The sequence below is a fragment of the Variovorax sp. P5_A3 genome (assembly GCF_056400665.1).
In genome coordinates, this window is the sequence record NZ_JBFUKW010000006.1 from 159,330 (window position 1) to 176,174 (window position 16,845).

General features: G+C 67.2%; 16 protein-coding genes. 9 read left to right on the forward strand and 7 right to left on the reverse strand.

Annotated features, from left to right (window positions below):
- Positions 1 to 29: 29 nt before the first annotated feature.
- The 3 genes from AC1D3B_RS11685 to AC1D3B_RS11695 are packed head-to-tail and all read right to left on the reverse strand — an operon-like array spanning position 30 to position 3,144.
- Positions 30 to 959, reverse strand: a complete 930-nt coding sequence (locus AC1D3B_RS11685; protein WP_478190830.1) for an SDR family NAD(P)-dependent oxidoreductase — start codon at positions 957 to 959, stop codon at positions 30 to 32.
- Positions 960 to 970: 11 nt separating this feature from the next.
- Positions 971 to 1,948, reverse strand: a complete 978-nt coding sequence (locus tag AC1D3B_RS11690; protein WP_478190831.1) for a tripartite tricarboxylate transporter substrate binding protein — start codon at positions 1,946 to 1,948, stop codon at positions 971 to 973.
- A 14-nt stretch (positions 1,949 to 1,962) separates the two neighbouring features.
- The gene (locus AC1D3B_RS11695) at positions 1,963 to 3,144 is read right to left on the reverse strand and encodes an iron-containing alcohol dehydrogenase (protein WP_478190832.1); all 1,182 of its coding nucleotides are present in this window, start codon (positions 3,142 to 3,144) and stop codon (positions 1,963 to 1,965) included.
- Positions 3,145 to 3,329: 185 nt separating this feature from the next.
- Here AC1D3B_RS11695 and AC1D3B_RS11700 point away from each other — a divergent pair, with 185 nt between their 5' ends.
- From AC1D3B_RS11700 to AC1D3B_RS11710, 3 genes are read left to right on the forward strand one after another with little or no spacing between them, the layout of a single operon-like run.
- Positions 3,330 to 5,225, forward strand: coding sequence for an AMP-binding protein (locus AC1D3B_RS11700; RefSeq protein ID WP_478190833.1), 1,896 nt, complete (start codon positions 3,330 to 3,332; stop codon positions 5,223 to 5,225).
- A gap of 44 nt (positions 5,226 to 5,269) precedes the next feature.
- On the forward strand, positions 5,270 to 5,551 hold the full coding sequence (locus AC1D3B_RS11705) for a YlcI/YnfO family protein (protein WP_478190834.1): 282 nt from the start codon (positions 5,270 to 5,272) through the stop codon (positions 5,549 to 5,551).
- Positions 5,548 to 5,862, forward strand: coding sequence for a type II toxin-antitoxin system RelE/ParE family toxin (locus AC1D3B_RS11710; RefSeq protein WP_478190835.1), 315 nt, complete (start codon positions 5,548 to 5,550; stop codon positions 5,860 to 5,862). The genes AC1D3B_RS11705 and AC1D3B_RS11710 overlap by 4 nt, the downstream gene beginning before the upstream one ends.
- Positions 5,863 to 5,871: 9 nt before the next feature.
- Here AC1D3B_RS11710 and AC1D3B_RS11715 read toward each other — a convergent pair whose 3' ends face one another.
- From AC1D3B_RS11715 to AC1D3B_RS11725, 3 genes are read right to left on the reverse strand one after another with little or no spacing between them, the layout of a single operon-like run.
- Positions 5,872 to 6,777, reverse strand: coding sequence for an SDR family oxidoreductase (locus AC1D3B_RS11715; protein ID WP_478190836.1), 906 nt, complete (start codon positions 6,775 to 6,777; stop codon positions 5,872 to 5,874).
- A 48-nt stretch (positions 6,778 to 6,825) separates the two neighbouring features.
- Positions 6,826 to 7,785 carry a tripartite tricarboxylate transporter substrate binding protein gene (locus tag AC1D3B_RS11720; RefSeq protein WP_478190837.1) on the reverse strand — a complete coding sequence of 320 codons (960 nt, stop codon included), beginning with the start codon at positions 7,783 to 7,785 and terminating at the stop codon, positions 6,826 to 6,828.
- A 36-nt stretch (positions 7,786 to 7,821) separates the two neighbouring features.
- Positions 7,822 to 8,277, reverse strand: a complete 456-nt coding sequence (locus tag AC1D3B_RS11725; protein WP_478190838.1) for a MaoC family dehydratase — start codon at positions 8,275 to 8,277, stop codon at positions 7,822 to 7,824.
- Between the two features lie 221 nt (positions 8,278 to 8,498).
- Here AC1D3B_RS11725 and AC1D3B_RS11730 point away from each other — a divergent pair, with 221 nt between their 5' ends.
- The 3 genes from AC1D3B_RS11730 to AC1D3B_RS11740 all read left to right on the forward strand — a co-directional run bounded on the left by AC1D3B_RS11730 (position 8,499) and on the right by AC1D3B_RS11740 (position 12,641).
- A complete protein-coding gene (locus AC1D3B_RS11730) occupies positions 8,499 to 10,442 on the forward strand; it encodes an AMP-binding protein (protein ID WP_478190839.1) in 1,944 nt (647 codons plus the stop codon).
- Between the two features lie 91 nt (positions 10,443 to 10,533).
- Positions 10,534 to 11,442, forward strand: coding sequence for an NmrA family NAD(P)-binding protein (locus AC1D3B_RS11735; protein WP_478190840.1), 909 nt, complete (start codon positions 10,534 to 10,536; stop codon positions 11,440 to 11,442).
- On the forward strand, positions 11,439 to 12,641 hold the full coding sequence (locus AC1D3B_RS11740; RefSeq protein ID WP_478190841.1) for an MFS transporter: 1,203 nt from the start codon (positions 11,439 to 11,441) through the stop codon (positions 12,639 to 12,641). The genes AC1D3B_RS11735 and AC1D3B_RS11740 overlap by 4 nt, the downstream gene beginning before the upstream one ends.
- On the opposite strand, the gene AC1D3B_RS11745 is transcribed toward AC1D3B_RS11740, so the two are convergent.
- Positions 12,638 to 13,420 carry a TetR/AcrR family transcriptional regulator gene (locus AC1D3B_RS11745; RefSeq protein WP_478190842.1) on the reverse strand — a complete coding sequence of 261 codons (783 nt, stop codon included), beginning with the start codon at positions 13,418 to 13,420 and terminating at the stop codon, positions 12,638 to 12,640. The two genes, AC1D3B_RS11740 and AC1D3B_RS11745, sit on opposite strands and share 4 nt — an antisense overlap.
- A 170-nt stretch (positions 13,421 to 13,590) precedes the next feature.
- Here AC1D3B_RS11745 and AC1D3B_RS11750 point away from each other — a divergent pair, with 170 nt between their 5' ends.
- From AC1D3B_RS11750 to AC1D3B_RS11760, 3 genes are all read left to right on the forward strand, one after another.
- Positions 13,591 to 14,835: a CaiB/BaiF CoA transferase family protein gene (locus tag AC1D3B_RS11750; protein WP_478190843.1), complete on the forward strand. Its 1,245-nt coding sequence runs from the start codon at positions 13,591 to 13,593 to the stop codon at positions 14,833 to 14,835.
- A 97-nt stretch (positions 14,836 to 14,932) separates the two neighbouring features.
- On the forward strand, positions 14,933 to 15,883 hold the full coding sequence (locus AC1D3B_RS11755) for a GlxA family transcriptional regulator (RefSeq protein WP_478190844.1): 951 nt from the start codon (positions 14,933 to 14,935) through the stop codon (positions 15,881 to 15,883).
- 119 nt (positions 15,884 to 16,002) lie between these two features.
- Entirely contained in the window at positions 16,003 to 16,830 is an 828-nt protein-coding gene (locus tag AC1D3B_RS11760) for an SDR family NAD(P)-dependent oxidoreductase (RefSeq protein WP_478190845.1), read from the forward strand.
- Positions 16,831 to 16,845 lie beyond the last annotated feature (15 nt).

Here is a 16,845-nt window from a genome sequence, read left to right on the forward strand (position 1 = left end):
GTCTACGGGATGAAGGATGCGGGGCCGCCTCAGGATGCCGTCGAGGTCGCGCGGAGGATGAATTTCTCCTCGTGCAGCCGCACGAAGTCGCGCACCCGCATGGGCGCCTCGCCCGTGAGCGTCAGCACGTCGTCGGTCATGCGGTCGTAGCGCGACTGCGCATTGAGCGCAGCCATGGCTGCGACATGGTCGACCAGATGCGGCGGCAGTCCCGCTTCGAGCAGCTTCTGGCGCCATCCGGCCAGCGGGATTTCGCGATAGCAGATCGTGCGCCCCAGCGCCTCCGAGAACTCGCGGGCATAGTGATCGAGGTCCACCGATTCGGGACCGGTCAGGTTGTAGATCTTCCCGATGTGCGGCGCCGGATCGTTCAGGATGGCGGCCACCGTGCGAGCTACGTCGACCGCGGAGATCGGCGAGGTCTTGCCCTGCCCCATCGGCAGCGCCAGTTCGTCGGACCGGCGCACGCCGGCGGCTGCGAAGCGCAGGAAGAAGCCCTCCATGAACACGGTGGGGCGAACCGTCACGACGGGCAGGCCCGACCACTGCAGCGCCTGCTCGGCCAGCCAGTGCAGCTTGTGCTGCGGGCTCGGCGTGCTTTCCGTGATGCTCATCTGCGTCACGGTCATCTGCGACATGTTGACGAAGGCCTGCACCCCGTGATGCCGCGCGACGGCAGCGGTGTTCACGGTCGCCTCGAGATAGGCGGGCGAGACCGACATGCCGAAGTAGACGCGCGCGCAGCCTTCGATCGCCCGGTGCATGGCGTCGAGATCGGTCAGGTCGCCCTGGACCACCTCGGCGCCGAGGTCGCGCAGGGCTTGCGCGCGCTCGTCCTCCCTGCGCACGAGCGCGCGCACGCGGTGGCCCTTGCCGAGCAGCAGCGCGGTGACGTTGCGGCCGATGCCGCCGACGTCGCCCGCGGCGCCGGTGACGAGAATGGGTTGGCTAGCTGACATGTTCGAATCCTTTACTGCAACTTGAGGCGGTAGCGACGCACGACGTCTTCCTCGACCGGGATGCGCGACTTCACGTAGTCGGAGAAGGCGCGGGAATCCGCCCCCCATGCCTCCTGCCCCACCGAGGCCAGGTTGGCCTCGAAGGCGGGATCGCGCAAGGCGTGCTGGAACGCGTCCTGGAGCTTCTTCACGACCGCCGGGTCCATGCCGGCCGGGCCGATGATTCCCCACGGGATCGATTCGCTGATGTCGTAGCCCAGTTCCTTGAGCGTCGGCACGTCGGGCCAGCGCTTGAGCCGCTTGTCGCCATACAGCGCGAGCACCCTGAACTTGCCGGAATCGACGAACGGCGCCCAACCCGAGGTTTCGGAGATCGCCTGTACGTGGCCGCCCAGCAGCGCGTTGAAGACTTCGCCGGAGCCCTTGTAGGGCACGTTGGTCCAGTCGACATCGGCCTTCTCCGCCAGCCGCAGCATCGCCGTGTGCTGGGCTGTGCCGACGCCGACCGTACCGTAGGAGACCTTGCCCGGATTGCGCTTGGCCTCGCGCAGGAAGTCGTCGAGCGTCTTCCAGGGAGCGTCCGCGCTCACCACGAGCCCGCATTCGAAACGGGTCACGCCGGTGATGTAGGTGAAGTCCTTGGCGGGGTTGTAGCGCGTGGGCTGTATGAAGGGCTGGCGCAACAGGGCGATCGTGGTCCCGAGCGACAGCGTGTAGCCGTCTGGATGGCTGCCGACCAGGGTCGACGGGCCGAGCGTGCCCGCGGCGCCGGGCTTGTTCTCGACGATCATGGGCTGCCCGATGTCGCGCGCCGCTGCGACGACGAGGGCACGCAACTGGACGTCGGCCGTGCCGCCCGCGCTGAAGGGACAGATCACGGTAATCGGCCGGCGCGGAAAGTCCTGCGCGCGCGCGGAAAGTGCGAACAGCGCCAGCGATGCAAGAGCGGTGCGACGGCTGACGCCGCCGAGGTCGGAGTGCGTGGGCATGGTGGCTTCCTCCGTCATTCCGCGGCCAGCGCCAGGATGTCGAGCACCTCTTCCGGCGTGCGCACCTTGCGCGGATTGCTGAAGATGAAGAACTCGGTCATGGTGTTTTTGGCGATCAGGTCGAACTGGTCGCGCCCGACTCCGACGCCTGCGAGGCTGGTCGGCAGGCCCAGAGACGCGGCGAATTTCCGGAAGGCTTTGGACGCGCTCAGTTCCGGGTGACCCAGCGCAGCGGCCAGCAGGCGCTGCGCCTCCTGCGAGGCAGGTTCGTTGAACTCGAGGATGCCGGGCATCATCGCGGGCGTGCACAGGAAATGCGGCACATCGCAACTGCCCCCGAGCACGTGGCCGATGGCATGGCTTGCGCCCATGGGCACGCGGGCCTGCAGGCCGTAGGAGCACAGCCAGGAGGCGATCTGGCAGTCGCGGCGCGCGTCGACGTCGTCCGGGTCGGCCTTGCTGCGCGGCAGGGCGTCGACCATGCGCCGGATGCCTTCGAGCACGACGGCGTCCACGAGCGGCGTGCCCACGCGGCTGCACAGCGCCTCGATCGCATGGTCCATCGCACGCGTGCCCGAGCCAATCCAGAGAGTCTCGGGCGCATGCAGCGCGAGTTGGGGATCGAGCACGATCGCCATCGGCATCATGAGCGGATGGAAGAAGGTCTGCTTGAGCTTGCGCTCGGTGTCCGTCACGAGGCAGCCCGCGTTGTACTCGCCGCCCGAGAGGGTGCTCGGCACCGCGATCATGCGCACCGACGGTCCTCGAAACTCGGCACGGATCGGCCGACCATCGGGCCCGGGCTTGGTCTCGAACGCATCGAGCCCTTCCAGGCGCGGGTCGACCAGGCGGTGCTCCATGCACACCGAGATCATCTTGGCTGCGTCCACTACCGACCCGCCGCCTACCGCCACCAGCAGGTCCGCTTCGGCATCGAGGGCCGCGCGTGTCGCCGTGGCCACGACCTCGCGCGAAGTGTGCTGCGGCACGCCGTCGAAGAGGCCCGCGAAGCGCTCGCCCAGCGCATTGCGCAAGGTGCTGATCGCGTCGGTCTGCGTGTTCAGCGTGCGACTGACGATGAGGAAGACGCGTTTCTTGCCGAGCCGCGCAGCCTCGTCGGCCACCACTTGCGCCATGGGCCTGCCGAAGACCACGCGGTCCATGGCGGGGAAAAGATGGGTACCAGTCAAGTGCATTTCTGTCTCCTGTTGGTGGGGTGCCGATGCCAAAGGAAGTCAGCATAGGTGTTCAAACCTAACACTGTCAAGTTCGATTCGGAAATATGCCGAAACTACGCTAGGGTTTGTACGGACTGGTCAAATGGCACCGGTGGATCAAGATCATGATCACAACATAACGCCGTTAAGTTTTGGAGATAGACATGACAGATGCAGGCATTCGCGACCGGGCGGGTCACGCGTCATTCGCCGTCTTTGATGAGCCTGCCGTCCTCGTCGAGCGGGACGACGCGGGCACCGTGCTGTTGCGCTCGCCGCGTGTGCTGGAACCGCACCCGGCATTCATCCTTCACTGGCTGGTGCATTGGGCCGCCATCCACCCCGATCAGACCCTCCTTGCGCAGCGAACCGAGGGCGGTGCATGGCGGCGCGTCAGCTATGCCGAGGCGCTGGGCACGGTGCGCCGGCTCGCGGGTGCCCTCGTCAAGGCCGGGGCGGGACCGCAACGTCCGCTGGCGATCCTGTCGGAGAACGCCATCGAGCACGCCCTGATCGCCTGGGCGGCCCATTGGGCCAACGTGCCGGTCGCTCCGATCTCGCCGGCCTACTCGCTGGCGCCGGGCGCGCTGGAGCGCTTGCGTGCCGTGCTCGGCATCGTCGACCCGTGGGTGGTGTTCGCGCAGGACGGAACAACCTATGCCCGCGCGCTGCAGGCCGCGGGTCTTCCTGCCGATCGGACGATCGTGGCGTCCGGCGCTGGCTCCGGCGCCTTGGCCTTCACGGACTTCGTCGACACCTGCGCTTCCGACGAGGCCATGGGCGAGCCGCTCGGCGAGCCCGACGCAGTGGCCAAGTACATGTTCACCTCCGGTTCGACCGGCGTGCCCAAGGCCGTCGTGATGACGCACCGGATGCTCGCTGCGGCCCAGCAGGTGAACGCCCAGATCGTGGTCCATCGACCGGAGCAGACCATGGTGCAGGTCGACTGGCTCCCGTGGCACCACGTGATGGGCGGCAACGTCGTTCTGGGGCGCCTGCTGCGCTTCGGCGGCACGCTCTACATCGATGACGGACGTCCCCTGCCGGGCCGCTTTGCGCAGACGCTGGCGAACCTGCGCGAGGTCGCGCCGACCTACTACTTCAACGTACCCGCGGGCTACGCGATGCTGGTCGACGAGATGGAGCGCGATTCGGCCTTCGCCGCCCACATGCTGGGGCGCCTGGAGTTCGCCTACTTCGCGGGCGCGATGCTGCCGAGGGATACGCACGAACGCTTCCAGCGCGTGGCCGAACGCACGCTGGGCCGCAGGATCGTGATCGGCACCGCCTATGCGGCGACCGAGACCACGTCCGCCGTGCTGATGCGCACCTGGGAAGCGACCGACACCGCCTGCATCGGCGTCCCCCTGCCCGGCTGCGAGCTCAAGCTCGTGCCCGACCCGACGCAGCCTGGCCGCTACGAGTTGCGCGCCAGGGCACCCCACGTCTCTGGCCGATACCTCGGCCACGCGGTCCAGCGCCAGGACACGCACGACCAGGACGGCTTCTATCGGCTCGGTGACGCCGTCCGGTTCGTCGATCCTGACCAGCCGGAGGCCGGGCTGCTTTTCGGCGGCCGCTTCGCCGAGGACTTCAAGCTCGGCAACGGCACGTGGGTGCGCACTGGCGCGCTGCGCCAGCTGCTGCTCGAAGCCTGCGCGCCTCTCTTGCGCGAGGCGGTCATCGTGGGCGAAGGACGCGCGGACGTGGCGGCGCTCGCATGGCTGGACGCCTCGGCATGCAGGGCTTTCGTGCACGCACCGGCGCAGGTCGGCGATGCGGACCTCGTCGCGGATCCGGCGATTCGCGCGCGCCTTGCAGGAGCATTGCGGGAGTTCAACGCGGCGTCGACGGCATCGTCCCGGCGGGTCGAGCGGATCCTGCTGCAGACGGAGGCGCCCTCGCTGAATGCCTATGAGCTCACGGACAAGGGGAGCGTGAATCAACGCGCCGTGACGCTGCGCCGCTCGGGAGCCGTCGATGCGCTGTATCTCGTTCCCGTGCCACCGGATGTCATCCGGGCGCGCGCGGATCAACGGAGCGACGAGACATCGCCATGAAACGCCAAGTTGGTCCGTGTAGCGCAAATGAAATACAATGAGACATGAAAACCGCTACCATCCCCTCGGTTCGGGTTGAACCGGAACTGCGCGACGAAGTCGAGCAGCTGCTCGGCGAAGGCGAGTCGTTGTCGGAATTCGTGGAAGCGGCTGTGCGTAGCGCCGTGCGCCAGCGGCAAAACCAGTCTGAGTTCGTTGCCCGCGGCCTTCGCTCCCTGAAGCGCGCCCGGCAGATCGGCGGCTACGTCGAAGCGGACCGGGTGTTAAGAAAACTCGATGGAAAGCTCGCGGTCGCGAAGGCACGCAAGTCGGTCGCGAATTCGTGACGTTTCGCGTCCGGTTCACGCAAGAGGCCACAGCGGATCTGGAGCGTCTGTTCGACTTCATCATCGAGCGGGAGTTGGCGCGCGATGGAGACCTTGACGTCGCGCAGCAAGCTCTGGACGCGATTCGACGGAGCATCGAAACGCTGAAGTGGACTCCGTTTACCTGCAGGAAGGTGGGCGCCAGCCCGTTCCTGCGTGAGCTGGTCATCTCGTTTGGCCATACGGGCTATGTCGCTCTGTTCGAAATCGTCGATGGGCGCACGGTCGTTGTTGCGGCGGTGCGCCATCAGCGCGAAGACGATTACCACTAGCCTTTCGCCTCAGGCTACGCTGACCTGCTTGTCCTTCCGGTCCTGGGCGCGAATGGTGTCGCGGATGCGTTCCCAGTCGGCATCCTCGTACGAGCGGTACGCGTAGAAGTTGCCACCGGTCGCCAGCGCGTTGCCGCCGTCGATCGTGATCACCTGGCCCGTCATCCAGTCGACGCCCTCCGCCATCAGGAAGGTCGCGAGGTTCTGAAGCTCAGGCATGCGGCCCACGCGCAGCATCGGGTTGAGCCCTTCGCGGCCGATCGTCTTCTGCCCCGGCGAGAGCCGCGCGTTCATGCCGTCAGTCGGGAACTCGCCCGGCGCGATCGCGTTGAGCCGCACGCCATAGCGTCCCCATTCCGAAGCCAGGGACTTGGTCATGTTCGCGATCGCCGACTTGGCCATGGCCGAAGGCACGACGTAGGGGCCGCCGTTGAAGACCCAGGTCACGAGGATCGAGATCACGCTGCGGGTGGGCACCGCATCGCCACGCGCCTGCGCCTCGCGCGCCTCCGCCACCCATCGCCGGCCCACGCTGTGCGTCATGTAGAAGGTGCCGTGCATGACGATATTGGCCACTGCGTCGAAGCCGCGGTGAGAAAGGTCCTCGGTGCGGCTGATGAAATTGCCGGCCGCATTGTTGAGCAAGCCATCGAGCGGCCCGCCATCCTGCCAGATCGACTCGATGTAGCGCTCCACGGCTTCAGCGTTCCGAATGTCCAGGCTCGCAGCCCTGACCTTCACGCCGTAGCGCTCCGAGAGTTCGCGGGCCGTGGCCTCGACCACGTCGGCGCGGCGTCCGCACAGGTACAGGTCGGCTCCAAGTTCCGCGTACTTGCTCGCCATCTCGCGGCCGAGGCCGGTGCCGCCGCCCGTGACCAGGATGCGCTTGCCCTTCAGGAGTTCGTTCTTGAACATATGCTGGTTTCCAAAGTGAGTGATTGATGACCGCGCGTGCGGCGTGGGTTATTGCAGGCGCAGGTTGTACTTGTCGACCACCTTGCGCTCGAGATCGATCCGGCCCCGCATGTACTGCTGGTAATCGGCCGATCCCATGTAGCGCGGCTCCTGCCCGAGCAGCGCCAGCGTGTCGATGAAGGCGGGATCGGTCATCGCGCCGCGGAACGCGTCGTGCAGCTTCTTCACGATCGCCGGGTCGGTCCCGGTGGGCGCTACGATGCCCCACGGAACGATCTCGTTGACGTCGTAGCCGAGTTCCTTGAGCGTAGGTACCGTGGGCCAGCGCTTCAGCCGTGTCGGTCCGTAGACCGCCAGCAGTCGGAACTTGCCGCTGTCCACGAAAGGCGCCCAGGCCGATGGGTCGGATACCGCGTCGATGTGGCCGCCCTGCAGGTCGTTGAGCGCGGGTGCCGTCCCCTTGTAGGGCGCGTGGGTCCAGGTCACCCCGTCCTTTTGCGCGATCTGCTCCATCACCTGGTGCTGGATCGTGCCGACACCGCTGGTCGCAAACATCGCCTTGCCCGGATTCTGGCGAGCGTAGTTCACGAAGTCCGGCAGCGTCTTCCACGGCGATTCGGCCCGGACGACCAGGCCCATCTCGAAGCCCGTCGGGGAGATCACGTAGCTGAAATCCTTGTGAGGGTCGTAGTTGGTCTTGCCGATGAAGGGCTGCCGCATGAGCGTGTTGGTCACCTGGGCGAGCGTGTAGCCATCGGGCTTGGCCGACATCAGGGCGGTGGCGCCGAGCGTGCCGCCCACGCCTGGGCGGTTGTCCACGATTACGGGCCGTCCGAGCGAGCGTGACGCCGCCTGCGCCAGCACACGCAACGCGGCGTCCGCGCTGGCGCCGGCGGGAAAGGCGCAGTAGATCGTGATGGGACGCTCCGGAAAGCTCTGCGCCCAGCCGCTTGCCGCTGCGCATGTCGTGATCAGGGCCATCAAACAGGTTCGTACGAGTTGTCGCATGTCTTGTCTCCTTGGGGTATCCAGTCGATGGAATCGTCAGGCGGGACGCACGGGAATCTTCCCGATGGCCACCATGGTCATGACCTTCTCGTCGCGCTGGTTGCGTACCGTCATGCGCGAACGTACGGTGCCGCGTCCGCCCGGACGTGCAGGCGGCTCGATGCTCTCGAACACGCGCTCGAGCGTCAGCGTGTCGCCCGGCCTGACCGGCTGCAGCCAGCGCAATTCATCCACGCCGGCACCGATGATGGGCGTGCCGCCGAAGCTGCGGGCCCGCACGCTCAGGCGCATGGCGATCGCCGTCAGATGCCAACCGCTGGCAATCAGGCCGCCGAACGGGCCGCGGGCGGCGCCTTCGGCATCGGTGTGGATCGGCTGCGGGTCGTAGTTCTGCCCGAACTGGACGATCTCCTCCGCGCTGAGCGTGACGGGCTCGCTGACCCAGCGTTCGCCCTTTTCGAGGTCCTCGAGGTACCGGTTTTCAGTCTTCACAAAGTCTCTCCAGCAAGGGGGTCGGGTCATTATTGCGATTGCATCCTAACACTGTCAAGATAAAAGTTTGACTGTCGATGCAAGCCGATCGTGAGGCCGTGCATCGCCTGGAGGTCGGCGCAAACTCCTCTTGCGAAATCTATATTAACGATGTTAGGATATCAGCATCGTCTTGATGCTGCGGTCGCAGGTCAAGCCCGCGTTACCCGATAGGAGAGACCATGGAACGCCCTCCTTCTGAACCCGTTCCGTCCGTCACGATGATGTCCATGGCTCGCTTCGATGGCGCGGCGCCTCCGGCCGGCGTGCGCCACGCAGGTCTGCGCCGCAGTGCCGTCGAGGTCGCGCAGCGCGCGGATGGCAGCCTGCTGGTGCAATGGCCGCAGGACGTCGCCGCTCTGCACCCCGGGCGGGCGGCGCCCGATGCCGCCACCGAGTGCGTGGTGGCGAACGTGGTCGACTGGCTGCCCGTCTGGGCCAGGGCACGGCCCGACACGATCATGCTGACTGAAACGGGCAACGACGGCGTCCTGACCGAGGTCGACTATCGACGCGCGTGGTCGGCCGTCCAGGCGATCGGCCACGGATTGCTGGCGCTCGGCCTGCACAACGGCGACCGCAGCCCCGTGCTGGCGTTGCTGTCCGGCAATTCGGTGCACCAGGCGTTGCTGACCTTCGCCGCCCTCTACGTGGGCTGGACGGTCGCCCCGATCACGCCTGCCTATGCCGCCGCGGGTTCTCGTTCGGAACGGCTGGCTCAGATGTACGGCCTCCTGCACCCGGACCTCGTCTACAGCGAGACGCTGGACGACGCGAGGGCCGCACTCGATCACCTCGGCGTCGCGCCGTCCGCACGCCTCGACCGGCATCGCCTTGCGGATTGGATTGACGCTTCGACCGCGCAGGATCCGGCGGCGCTCGCGCAAGCCCACGCGACCGTACGCGGTGACCATGTCGCAAAGATCATGTTCACCTCCGGATCGACCGGCATCCCGAAGGGCGTCGTGATGACGCACGCGATGCTCGCGGCCGCGCAGGCGACGTCCGCGGCCAACCTCGCCTTGCGTCCCGCGAGCCCACAGGCCTACCTGGACTGGCTGCCCTGGCACCACGTGATGGGCGGCAACGTGATGCTCGGCAGGCTCCTGCGCTTTGGCGGCACGCTCCACATCGATGGGGGCCGGCCCGCTCCGGGGAAGTTCGAGGAAACGCTGCGCAACCTGCGTCGCGTCAGCCCGACGTTCTACTTCAATGTCCCGCTGGGCTACGCGATGCTTGCAGCGGAGCTCGAAAAGGACGAAGTCCTGGCCGCGCGCTTCTTCAGCCGGCTCGAGTACCTTTCCTTCGGCGGCGCTTCGATGTCCGTCGAACTCGTGAACCGACTGCACACGCTGGCGATCCGCCACGTCGGCTACGCGCTGCCGATCACTTCCGGCTACGGCGCCACCGAGACCTCGGGTCCGGGCCTGAGCACGACCTGGGACATGGAAAGCGGCGGTGCCTTGGGCCTGCCCGCGCCGGGCATCGTCGCGAAGCTGAAGCCGTTGGGCGATCGCTTCGATTTGCATCTGGCGGGCGCCGGCCTGGCGCCGCGCTACCTCGGCGGAGCGGCCACCGAGATGGACGACGAAGGCTTCGTCCGCACGGGCGATGCGGTCGCCTGGATCGATCCGCGCGATCCCCTCAAGGGCCTCGCGTTCGCGGGCCGCGTGGCCGAGGAGTTCAAGCTGCTCTCGGGCACCTGGGTCAATGTCGGCTCGCTGCGCCAGCGCGTCATCGAGGCGCTGGCGCCGTACGTAAGCGATGCGGTGCTGACAGGCCATGACCGTGCCTATGTGGGCGCCCTCCTCTTCATGAACGAGCGCGCCGTGCGAAGGGAATTCCCCGACGCCACCGGCCTCGCGCGCGAGGACCTGGTCCGGTATCCGCCCCTCGTGCAGAGACTGGCGGCGCAGCTCGAACACATGCGGGGCGGCTCGAGCATGCGCGTGATCCGCGCCATGCTGCAGTCGGAGGATCCGGTCGCGGAGGCCTTCGAGATCACCGACAAGGGCTATATCAACCAGCGCGCCGTCCTGCAACGCCGCTCGGCGCTGGTCGAAGCGCTCTACGCCAAGGCGCCGGCCGCCTCCGTGGCGTGTCTCGACGTTCATTCGGCGCCCTGACCGGATCGTCTCGGCACAGCCCTCTTTCGCCAGTTGATCTTGACATTGTTAGGATATGGGCCTGGCATCACTCGCTTCAAACGGAACTGACATGCAACACACTGCTCCCATCCTCGTCACCGGCGCCGCCGGCAGGGTCGGCTCCATCGGCCCGACGGTCACCGGTCTGCTGCTTCAGCGCGGCTTCAAGGTGCGCGCCATGGTGCGCCGGGAAGACGAGCGCGCCGAGGCGCTGCGCTCGCTGGGCGCCGAGGTGATCGTCGGGGATCTCACCAGCCTGGACGACATGCACCGCGCCGTGGCGGGATGCCGGCGCATCTATTTCGCGATGTCGGTGGCGGCGAACTACCTCGAAGCGACCACCAATGCGGCCGCAGTGGCCCGTCACCACGGCGTGGAGGCGTTCGTCAACATGTCGCAGATGACGGTGTCGCAGATGAGCATCGTCCTCAGTTCTCCGAGCCCGCAGCACAAGCAGCACTGGCTGGCCGAGCAGGTACTGGACTGGAGCGGGCTGCCCGTCGTCCATGTTCGCGCCACCGCCTTCATGGATGTCTTCTTCCATCGCTTTGCCGTGCGTGGCGTGCGCGACGGGGCGGAACTGCGACTGCCCTTTGCCGACGGGAAGACATCGCCCATTGCCGCCCACGACGTCGCGCGCGTGGTGGCCGTGCTGCTGGCCGACCCGGGCGCGCACATCGGGCAGGTGTACGAACTCACGGGGCCGAGCAGCGAAGACATGCACGGTGTGGCCGCGCACTATTCGCGCGCGCTGGGCCGTGACATTCGCTATGTGGACGTGCCGCCGGAGCCGTGGGAGGCCGATCTGAGGGCCAACGCCGCCTCGCCCCACCTCGCAGCACACCTGAGCGCCATGGCGCTCCTGCATCGCCAGAACCGCTATGACCGGCTCACCGACCAGGTGGAGCGCCTGACCGGAACGCCCCCGATGTCGATCGAGGAGTTCGTGCGCCGCAATGCGCAGGCCTACCTGTCATGAACGGTGAGTCCGGGGCGGTCGCCATCGCGTCATCGACCCTCGTGCCCCCGGTCCGCCGGATCGGCCTGGCCCTGTCGTACGCCAATTTCGCGCAGGGACTCGGCGCGTTCGCGGTCCTCGGCATCGTCCCGATGGTGGCGCAGGCCTTCGAGGCGCCGATGTGGCAGGCGGCGCTGCTGATTTCCGTCTACGCGGCGGCCTACGCCGTCTCGTCGCCGATCCTGGTCTCGCTGCTCGGTTCGATCGACCGCACCCGCGTCATCCATGCCGGGCTCATCGTGCTGGCCGCCGGCGCCGGCGCCGCGATGCTGGCACCCAATCTGGAACTCTTGCTGGTCGCCCGCGTGGTGATGGCAATCGGCGGCGGCATCATCACGCCCGTGGCTGCCGCGATCGGCACCGCCATCGCACCGGCGGACCAGCGCGGGCGCACGCTCGGGACCATCTTTGCGGGACTGACGCTGGCCCAGGCCGTCGGCGTGCCGATGGGTGCCTGGCTGGCGGGTGCCATGGGCTGGCGCGCCGCTTTCGCGTTGACGACAGCCGCAGCGCTTGCGGCACTCTTCCTGGTGCGTGCGGGCGTGCCGGGCGGTGTCAGGGTTCCCGCCACGAGCCTGGCGACGCTCGGCGCGGTGCTGCGCGTGCCGCGACTGCTGGTGGCCATCAGCTTCATCGTGTTCTTCGTCGGCGCGAACTTCTCCCTGCTGACCTATCTTGTCGCCTTCATGACCCAGCGCCACGAGCTGGGCCCCGCGGCCGTCGCGGCCGTGCTGATGGGCTATGGATGCGCCGCGGTGCTCGGCAACTTCATGGGCGGGAGGCTGACCGATCGCTTCGGCGCCGTCCCGACTCTCGGGGTCCTGTGCTGCCTGCTGATCGTGTTGCTGCCGACCATCACGCTGCTCGAGATGCCGCTCGCGATGCGTCTTGTCGCCGTGCTCGCATGGAGCACCTCGGGCTGGGCCGTGCACGTGCCGCAGCAGACGCGGCTGGCCCAGCTCGATCCGGAGCGCGCGCCCGTCCTGCTCGCACTCCATTCGGCCGCGATCTACGTGGGCTCCTCGCTCGGTGCGTCCATGGCCGCACTCGCCCTGCGAGACCACGGCTATCACGCCCTGGGCCCTGCGGGCGCCGTCCTCGCCGCGGTGGCGTTGTCGACCTTGTGGTTCTCGCACCGGCAGGCACGCGCCGCCGGCTAGCCGTGCAGGCCCCGGATGCCGGCGAAGAGCAGGTCGAGGCTCTGGTTGGTCAGTTGCTCGCGCGACACCTTGGTGGCGCCGAAGGGATTGATCCGGTTCTCGATGATCAGCGTCGCCACGCCGTGCATGCACATCCAGGCGATGCGCGCCACTTCATGCGGGTCGACCTCGTCGGCCTTGCCTTCCGCGGCCAGGTAGTCGGCCGCCGCGCGCGCCACCATGTGATAGGACTGGCTCGCCGCCTCGTTGAGTTCGGCGTGGGTCTCCGGCGCGCGGAACTGCGGCGCGAACATCAGGTGGAACAGCGTGGGATTGAGCGTCGCGAACGCCACGTAGGCGGACAGGAGCGTTCGCAGGCGCTGCTCGGGCGACATGTTCGGGCGCAGCTTCGAGAAGCGGAACTCGGTCAGGTCGCGAAAGCCGCTGGCCGCGATCGCCGCGAGAAGCCCCTCCTTGTTGCCGAAATGGTGCTTGGGTGCCACCTGCGAAACGCCGACTTCGGCAGCGATGCGTCGCAGGCTCAGCTCGGCCAGCCCCACCTCGCGGAGCTGCTCCTTGCCGCAGCGCACGAGATCCTCGCGCAGGTTGCCGTGATGGTAGGGGCGCGGCGACGCTCCCGTGCCGGCCTTCTCCTTGACGGACTTGCCGGCACGGATCGCAGGCTTCGCCTTCGCACGGGCGGTTTTCGCTGCGGGCTTGGGCTTCCTGATCGCGGTTGACTCCGAGCCGCCGGTAGCTGCTCGCGGTGCCGACCGGGTGCGTGTGACTTCTTTTTCCATCGGGAAATCTTAACAGTCAAAGAATGAAGTTCAATCGAGTTTTTCGATTTCTGTCTTAACAATGTTAATATAGATCGCACCAGCATCCTGCAGACAGGAAAGATCCGCATGTCCCCGTACGAAGCTCCCCTGCCCGACCTCCGCATCCTTCTCGCCGTGGAGGAACTGTGATGACCGCAAGATCCAGCCAGCCGCTCGCGGGCGTGCGCATCATCGACCTGACCTCCATCGTGCTGGGGCCGCTCGCCACGCTGACCCTGGCCGGCATGGGTGCCGAGGTCATCAAGGTCGAGGCTTCCGAGGGCGACAATGTTCGCCTTGCGGGCAGCGCGCTGCACGACGACATGGGCCACGTCTTCCTGCACGGCAACCGTGGCAAGCAGAGCGTGGTGCTGAACCTGAAGAAGCCCGCCGCGCGCGAGGCGCTGTTGCGACTGGTCGCGCAGGCCGACGTCTTTCTCTGCAATGTCCGGCCGGCCGCGATGCAACGCCTGGGCCTGGGGCCGGAGGTGCTGCGGCAGTCGAACCCGCGCCTGATCCAGGTGACGGCGTGCGGCTATGGATCGCGCGGCCCGCACGCGGACAAGCCCGCCTATGACGATCTGATTCAGGGTGCGGTCGCGATTCCTTCGCTGATGCAGCAGTACACGGGCGGCGAGCCGGCCTACGTGCCGCTGTCGCTGGTCGACCGGGTCGCAGGCCTGCACGTGGTCTACGCCGTGACCGCGGCGCTGTACGCGCGCGAGCGTGACGGCGAGGGCCAGACGATCGAGGTCCCGATGTTCGAGAGCGCTGCGCACTTCGTGCTCGCCGACCACATGGCAGGCGCGAGCTTCGAGCCCGCGCTCGGGCCGGCGGGCTACGACCGCCTGCTGTCCACGCACCGGCGCCCGTACCGGACGGCCGACGGTCATCTGTGCGTGCTGATCTACAACGACAAGCACTGGCGCGCCTTCTTCTCGGCGATCGGGCAGCCGGAGCGCTTCGAGCAGGACGAGCGCTTCTCGACCCAGCGCAACCGCTCGCGCCACATCCACGAGGTCTACGGCTTCGTGGCGAGCGTGATGCCGACGCGCACCACGGCGGCGTGGCGCAGCCTGCTCGACGGCATCGACATCCCGAACCAGGTGCCCGCGACGCTCGACGCGCTCATCGACGACCCGCAGCTTCGGGCCAGTGGCCTGATCGGGGAAGAACAGCATCCGACCGAAGGCCGGCTGCGTACGCTCGGCTCGCCGACCTACTGGAACGACACCCCGTCGCCGCCGCTCGCGCCGGCGCCGCGACTCGGCGAGCACACCCGCGAGGTTCTCAGCCGTCTCGGCTATGCGCCCGACGAGCTCGATGCCATGGCGCAGGAAGGGGCCGTCTCGTTCGCCCCGGCGCCGGTTGCCGCGCCATCGACTTTATCTTAACGGTGTAATGTCGAAGTCAAGCGAACCGGCGTTTGACGGAAAGCGGGATGCGGCGTAGCCTTGGTCTGTAACGCGATTTCCCTCCTTTCGAGACATCATGAAACAGATCGGCATCCTCGTCTTTCCCAGCTTCCAGATCCTCGACCTGGCTGCCATCGCGGCTTTCGAGCTTGCCAACGCCAACCTGGCGAAGCCGTTCTACAAGGTCGAGCTGCTGTCGGAACGGGGCGGCCTGATCGAGAGCTCTTCGGGCGTGCATGTCTCGTCCAAGCGGCTCAGCACGACGAAGTTCGACACGCTCGTGATGACCGGCTCGCTGACGCTCGGCCCCACGCCGGAAAGGCTGTGTCGCTTCCTTCGGTCCCGCAAGCGCAGCACACGCCGCATCGCGAGCATCTGCACTGGCGCTTTCGGGCTGGCCGACGCCGGCCTGCTCGACGGGCGGATGGCCACCACGCATTGGGCATTTGCCAGCGAGCTTCAGAAGCGCCATCCGCTGGTCAAGCTCCAGCCCGACCGCATCTTCATTCACGATGGGCTCGTGTGGACCTCGGCCGGTATGACGGCGGGCATCGACCTGATGCTCGCGCTCATCGAGGACGACCTGGGGGTCGAGATGGCCCGCTCGGTGGCGAGGAAGCTGGTCGTGTATCACCGGCGCGCCGGCGGGCAATCGCAGTTCTCGGCCCTGCTCGAACTGGAACCGAAGTCCGATCGCATCCAGCAGACGCTGGCGCATGCACGTGCGAACCTGCGCGCGCCGCTGTCGGTCGAGGAACTCGCCGAGGTCGCCCATCTGAGTCCGCGCCAGTTCAGCCGGGCCTTCAAGTCCGAGACGGGGCAGTCGCCCGCGCATGCCATCGAGAACCTGCGCGTGGAGGCGGCCCGCGTGATGATCGATGCCGGCAACCTGACGCTCGGCGTCATTGCCGAGGAGGCGGGCTTCGGCGATCCCGAACGGATGCGGCGCGCCTTCCTTCGTTCGCTCGGCCACCCGCCGCAAAGCATGCGCAGGATGGCCAGGCAAGGCGCTGCTGCCCAGGCCTGAGACCGGGCTTTCCGGCCTCGATCTTGATGGCATAAAAGGTGGGTTAATCGACATTTACGCCATCTGCGATCCGACGGACACTTTCCTCTCACACAACGCCCGTAGCGAAAGGAAATGTCATGACTCTCAAGCACAACCGAGGCACCGCCCTCATCACCGGCGCGTCGTCAGGCATCGGCGCCGTCTACGCCGACCGACTTGCCCGGCGCGGCTTCGACCTGGTCCTGGTGGCCCGCAACGCCGAACGATTGCGCGCCCTTGCCAGCCGCCTCGCCCAATCGACCGGACGCCGCGTCGAGACGCTCGCGGCCGACCTCTCCGCCCCGCAGGACCTTGAACGCGTCGAGGCGACGCTTCGCACCCGCGACGACATCACGATGCTGGTGAACAACGCCGGCGTCGGTGCGACCGCCCCGCTGCTGTCTTCCGACATCAAGAAGATGGAGGACATGATCAACCTGAACGTCGTCGCACTGACACGTGTTGCCTATGCGGCTGCGCCTGGCTTTGCGCGTCGTGGCGCCGGCACGATCATCAACATCGCCTCCATCGTCGCGATCTCTCCCGAGACGCTCAACGGCGTCTACGGCGGCAGCAAGGCCTATGTCCTTGCGTTCAGCCAGTCGCTGGAGCACGAACTGTCCGAGAAGGGCGTGCGCGTCCAGGCCGTCCTCCCCGGGGCCACGGCGACCGAGTTCTGGGACATCGCCGGTCTGCCGGTCGAGCATCTGCCGAAGCAGATCGTCATGAGCGCCGATGACATGGTCGACGCCGCACTGGCAGGCCTCGACCAGGGCGAACGCGTCACGATCCCGGCGCTGCCAGACCAGGCGGAATGGGATGCGTACGAAGCCGCCCGCCGTGCCATGTCGGGCAGGCTGTCGAACGCCGTCCCGGCACCGCGCTACGGCATTGAGCGCCTGCGTGCCGCGGCGGTCGAGCAGTAGCCTTCTCGCTTTTCC

Bases quoted from the DNA above. Each gene is read 5' to 3' on its own strand.
- AC1D3B_RS11685 (WP_478190830.1), bottom strand. From the start codon at position 959: ATGTCAGCTAGCCAACCCATTCTCGTCACCGGCGCCGCGGGCGACGTC.
- AC1D3B_RS11690 (WP_478190831.1), bottom strand. From the start codon at position 1,948: ATGCCCACGCACTCCGACCTCGGCGGCGTCAGCCGTCGCACCGCTCTT.
- AC1D3B_RS11695 (WP_478190832.1), bottom strand. From the start codon at position 3,144: ATGCACTTGACTGGTACCCATCTTTTCCCCGCCATGGACCGCGTGGTC.
- AC1D3B_RS11700 (WP_478190833.1), top strand. From the start codon at position 3,330: ATGACAGATGCAGGCATTCGCGACCGGGCGGGTCACGCGTCATTCGCC.
- AC1D3B_RS11705 (WP_478190834.1), top strand. From the start codon at position 5,270: ATGAAAACCGCTACCATCCCCTCGGTTCGGGTTGAACCGGAACTGCGC.
- AC1D3B_RS11715 (WP_478190836.1), bottom strand. From the start codon at position 6,777: ATGTTCAAGAACGAACTCCTGAAGGGCAAGCGCATCCTGGTCACGGGC.
- AC1D3B_RS11720 (WP_478190837.1), bottom strand. From the start codon at position 7,785: ATGCGACAACTCGTACGAACCTGTTTGATGGCCCTGATCACGACATGC.
- AC1D3B_RS11730 (WP_478190839.1), top strand. From the start codon at position 8,499: ATGGAACGCCCTCCTTCTGAACCCGTTCCGTCCGTCACGATGATGTCC.
- AC1D3B_RS11735 (WP_478190840.1), top strand. From the start codon at position 10,534: ATGCAACACACTGCTCCCATCCTCGTCACCGGCGCCGCCGGCAGGGTC.
- AC1D3B_RS11740 (WP_478190841.1), top strand. From the start codon at position 11,439: ATGAACGGTGAGTCCGGGGCGGTCGCCATCGCGTCATCGACCCTCGTG.
- AC1D3B_RS11745 (WP_478190842.1), bottom strand. From the start codon at position 13,420: ATGGAAAAAGAAGTCACACGCACCCGGTCGGCACCGCGAGCAGCTACC.
- AC1D3B_RS11750 (WP_478190843.1), top strand. From the start codon at position 13,591: ATGACCGCAAGATCCAGCCAGCCGCTCGCGGGCGTGCGCATCATCGAC.
- AC1D3B_RS11755 (WP_478190844.1), top strand. From the start codon at position 14,933: ATGAAACAGATCGGCATCCTCGTCTTTCCCAGCTTCCAGATCCTCGAC.
- AC1D3B_RS11760 (WP_478190845.1), top strand. From the start codon at position 16,003: ATGACTCTCAAGCACAACCGAGGCACCGCCCTCATCACCGGCGCGTCG.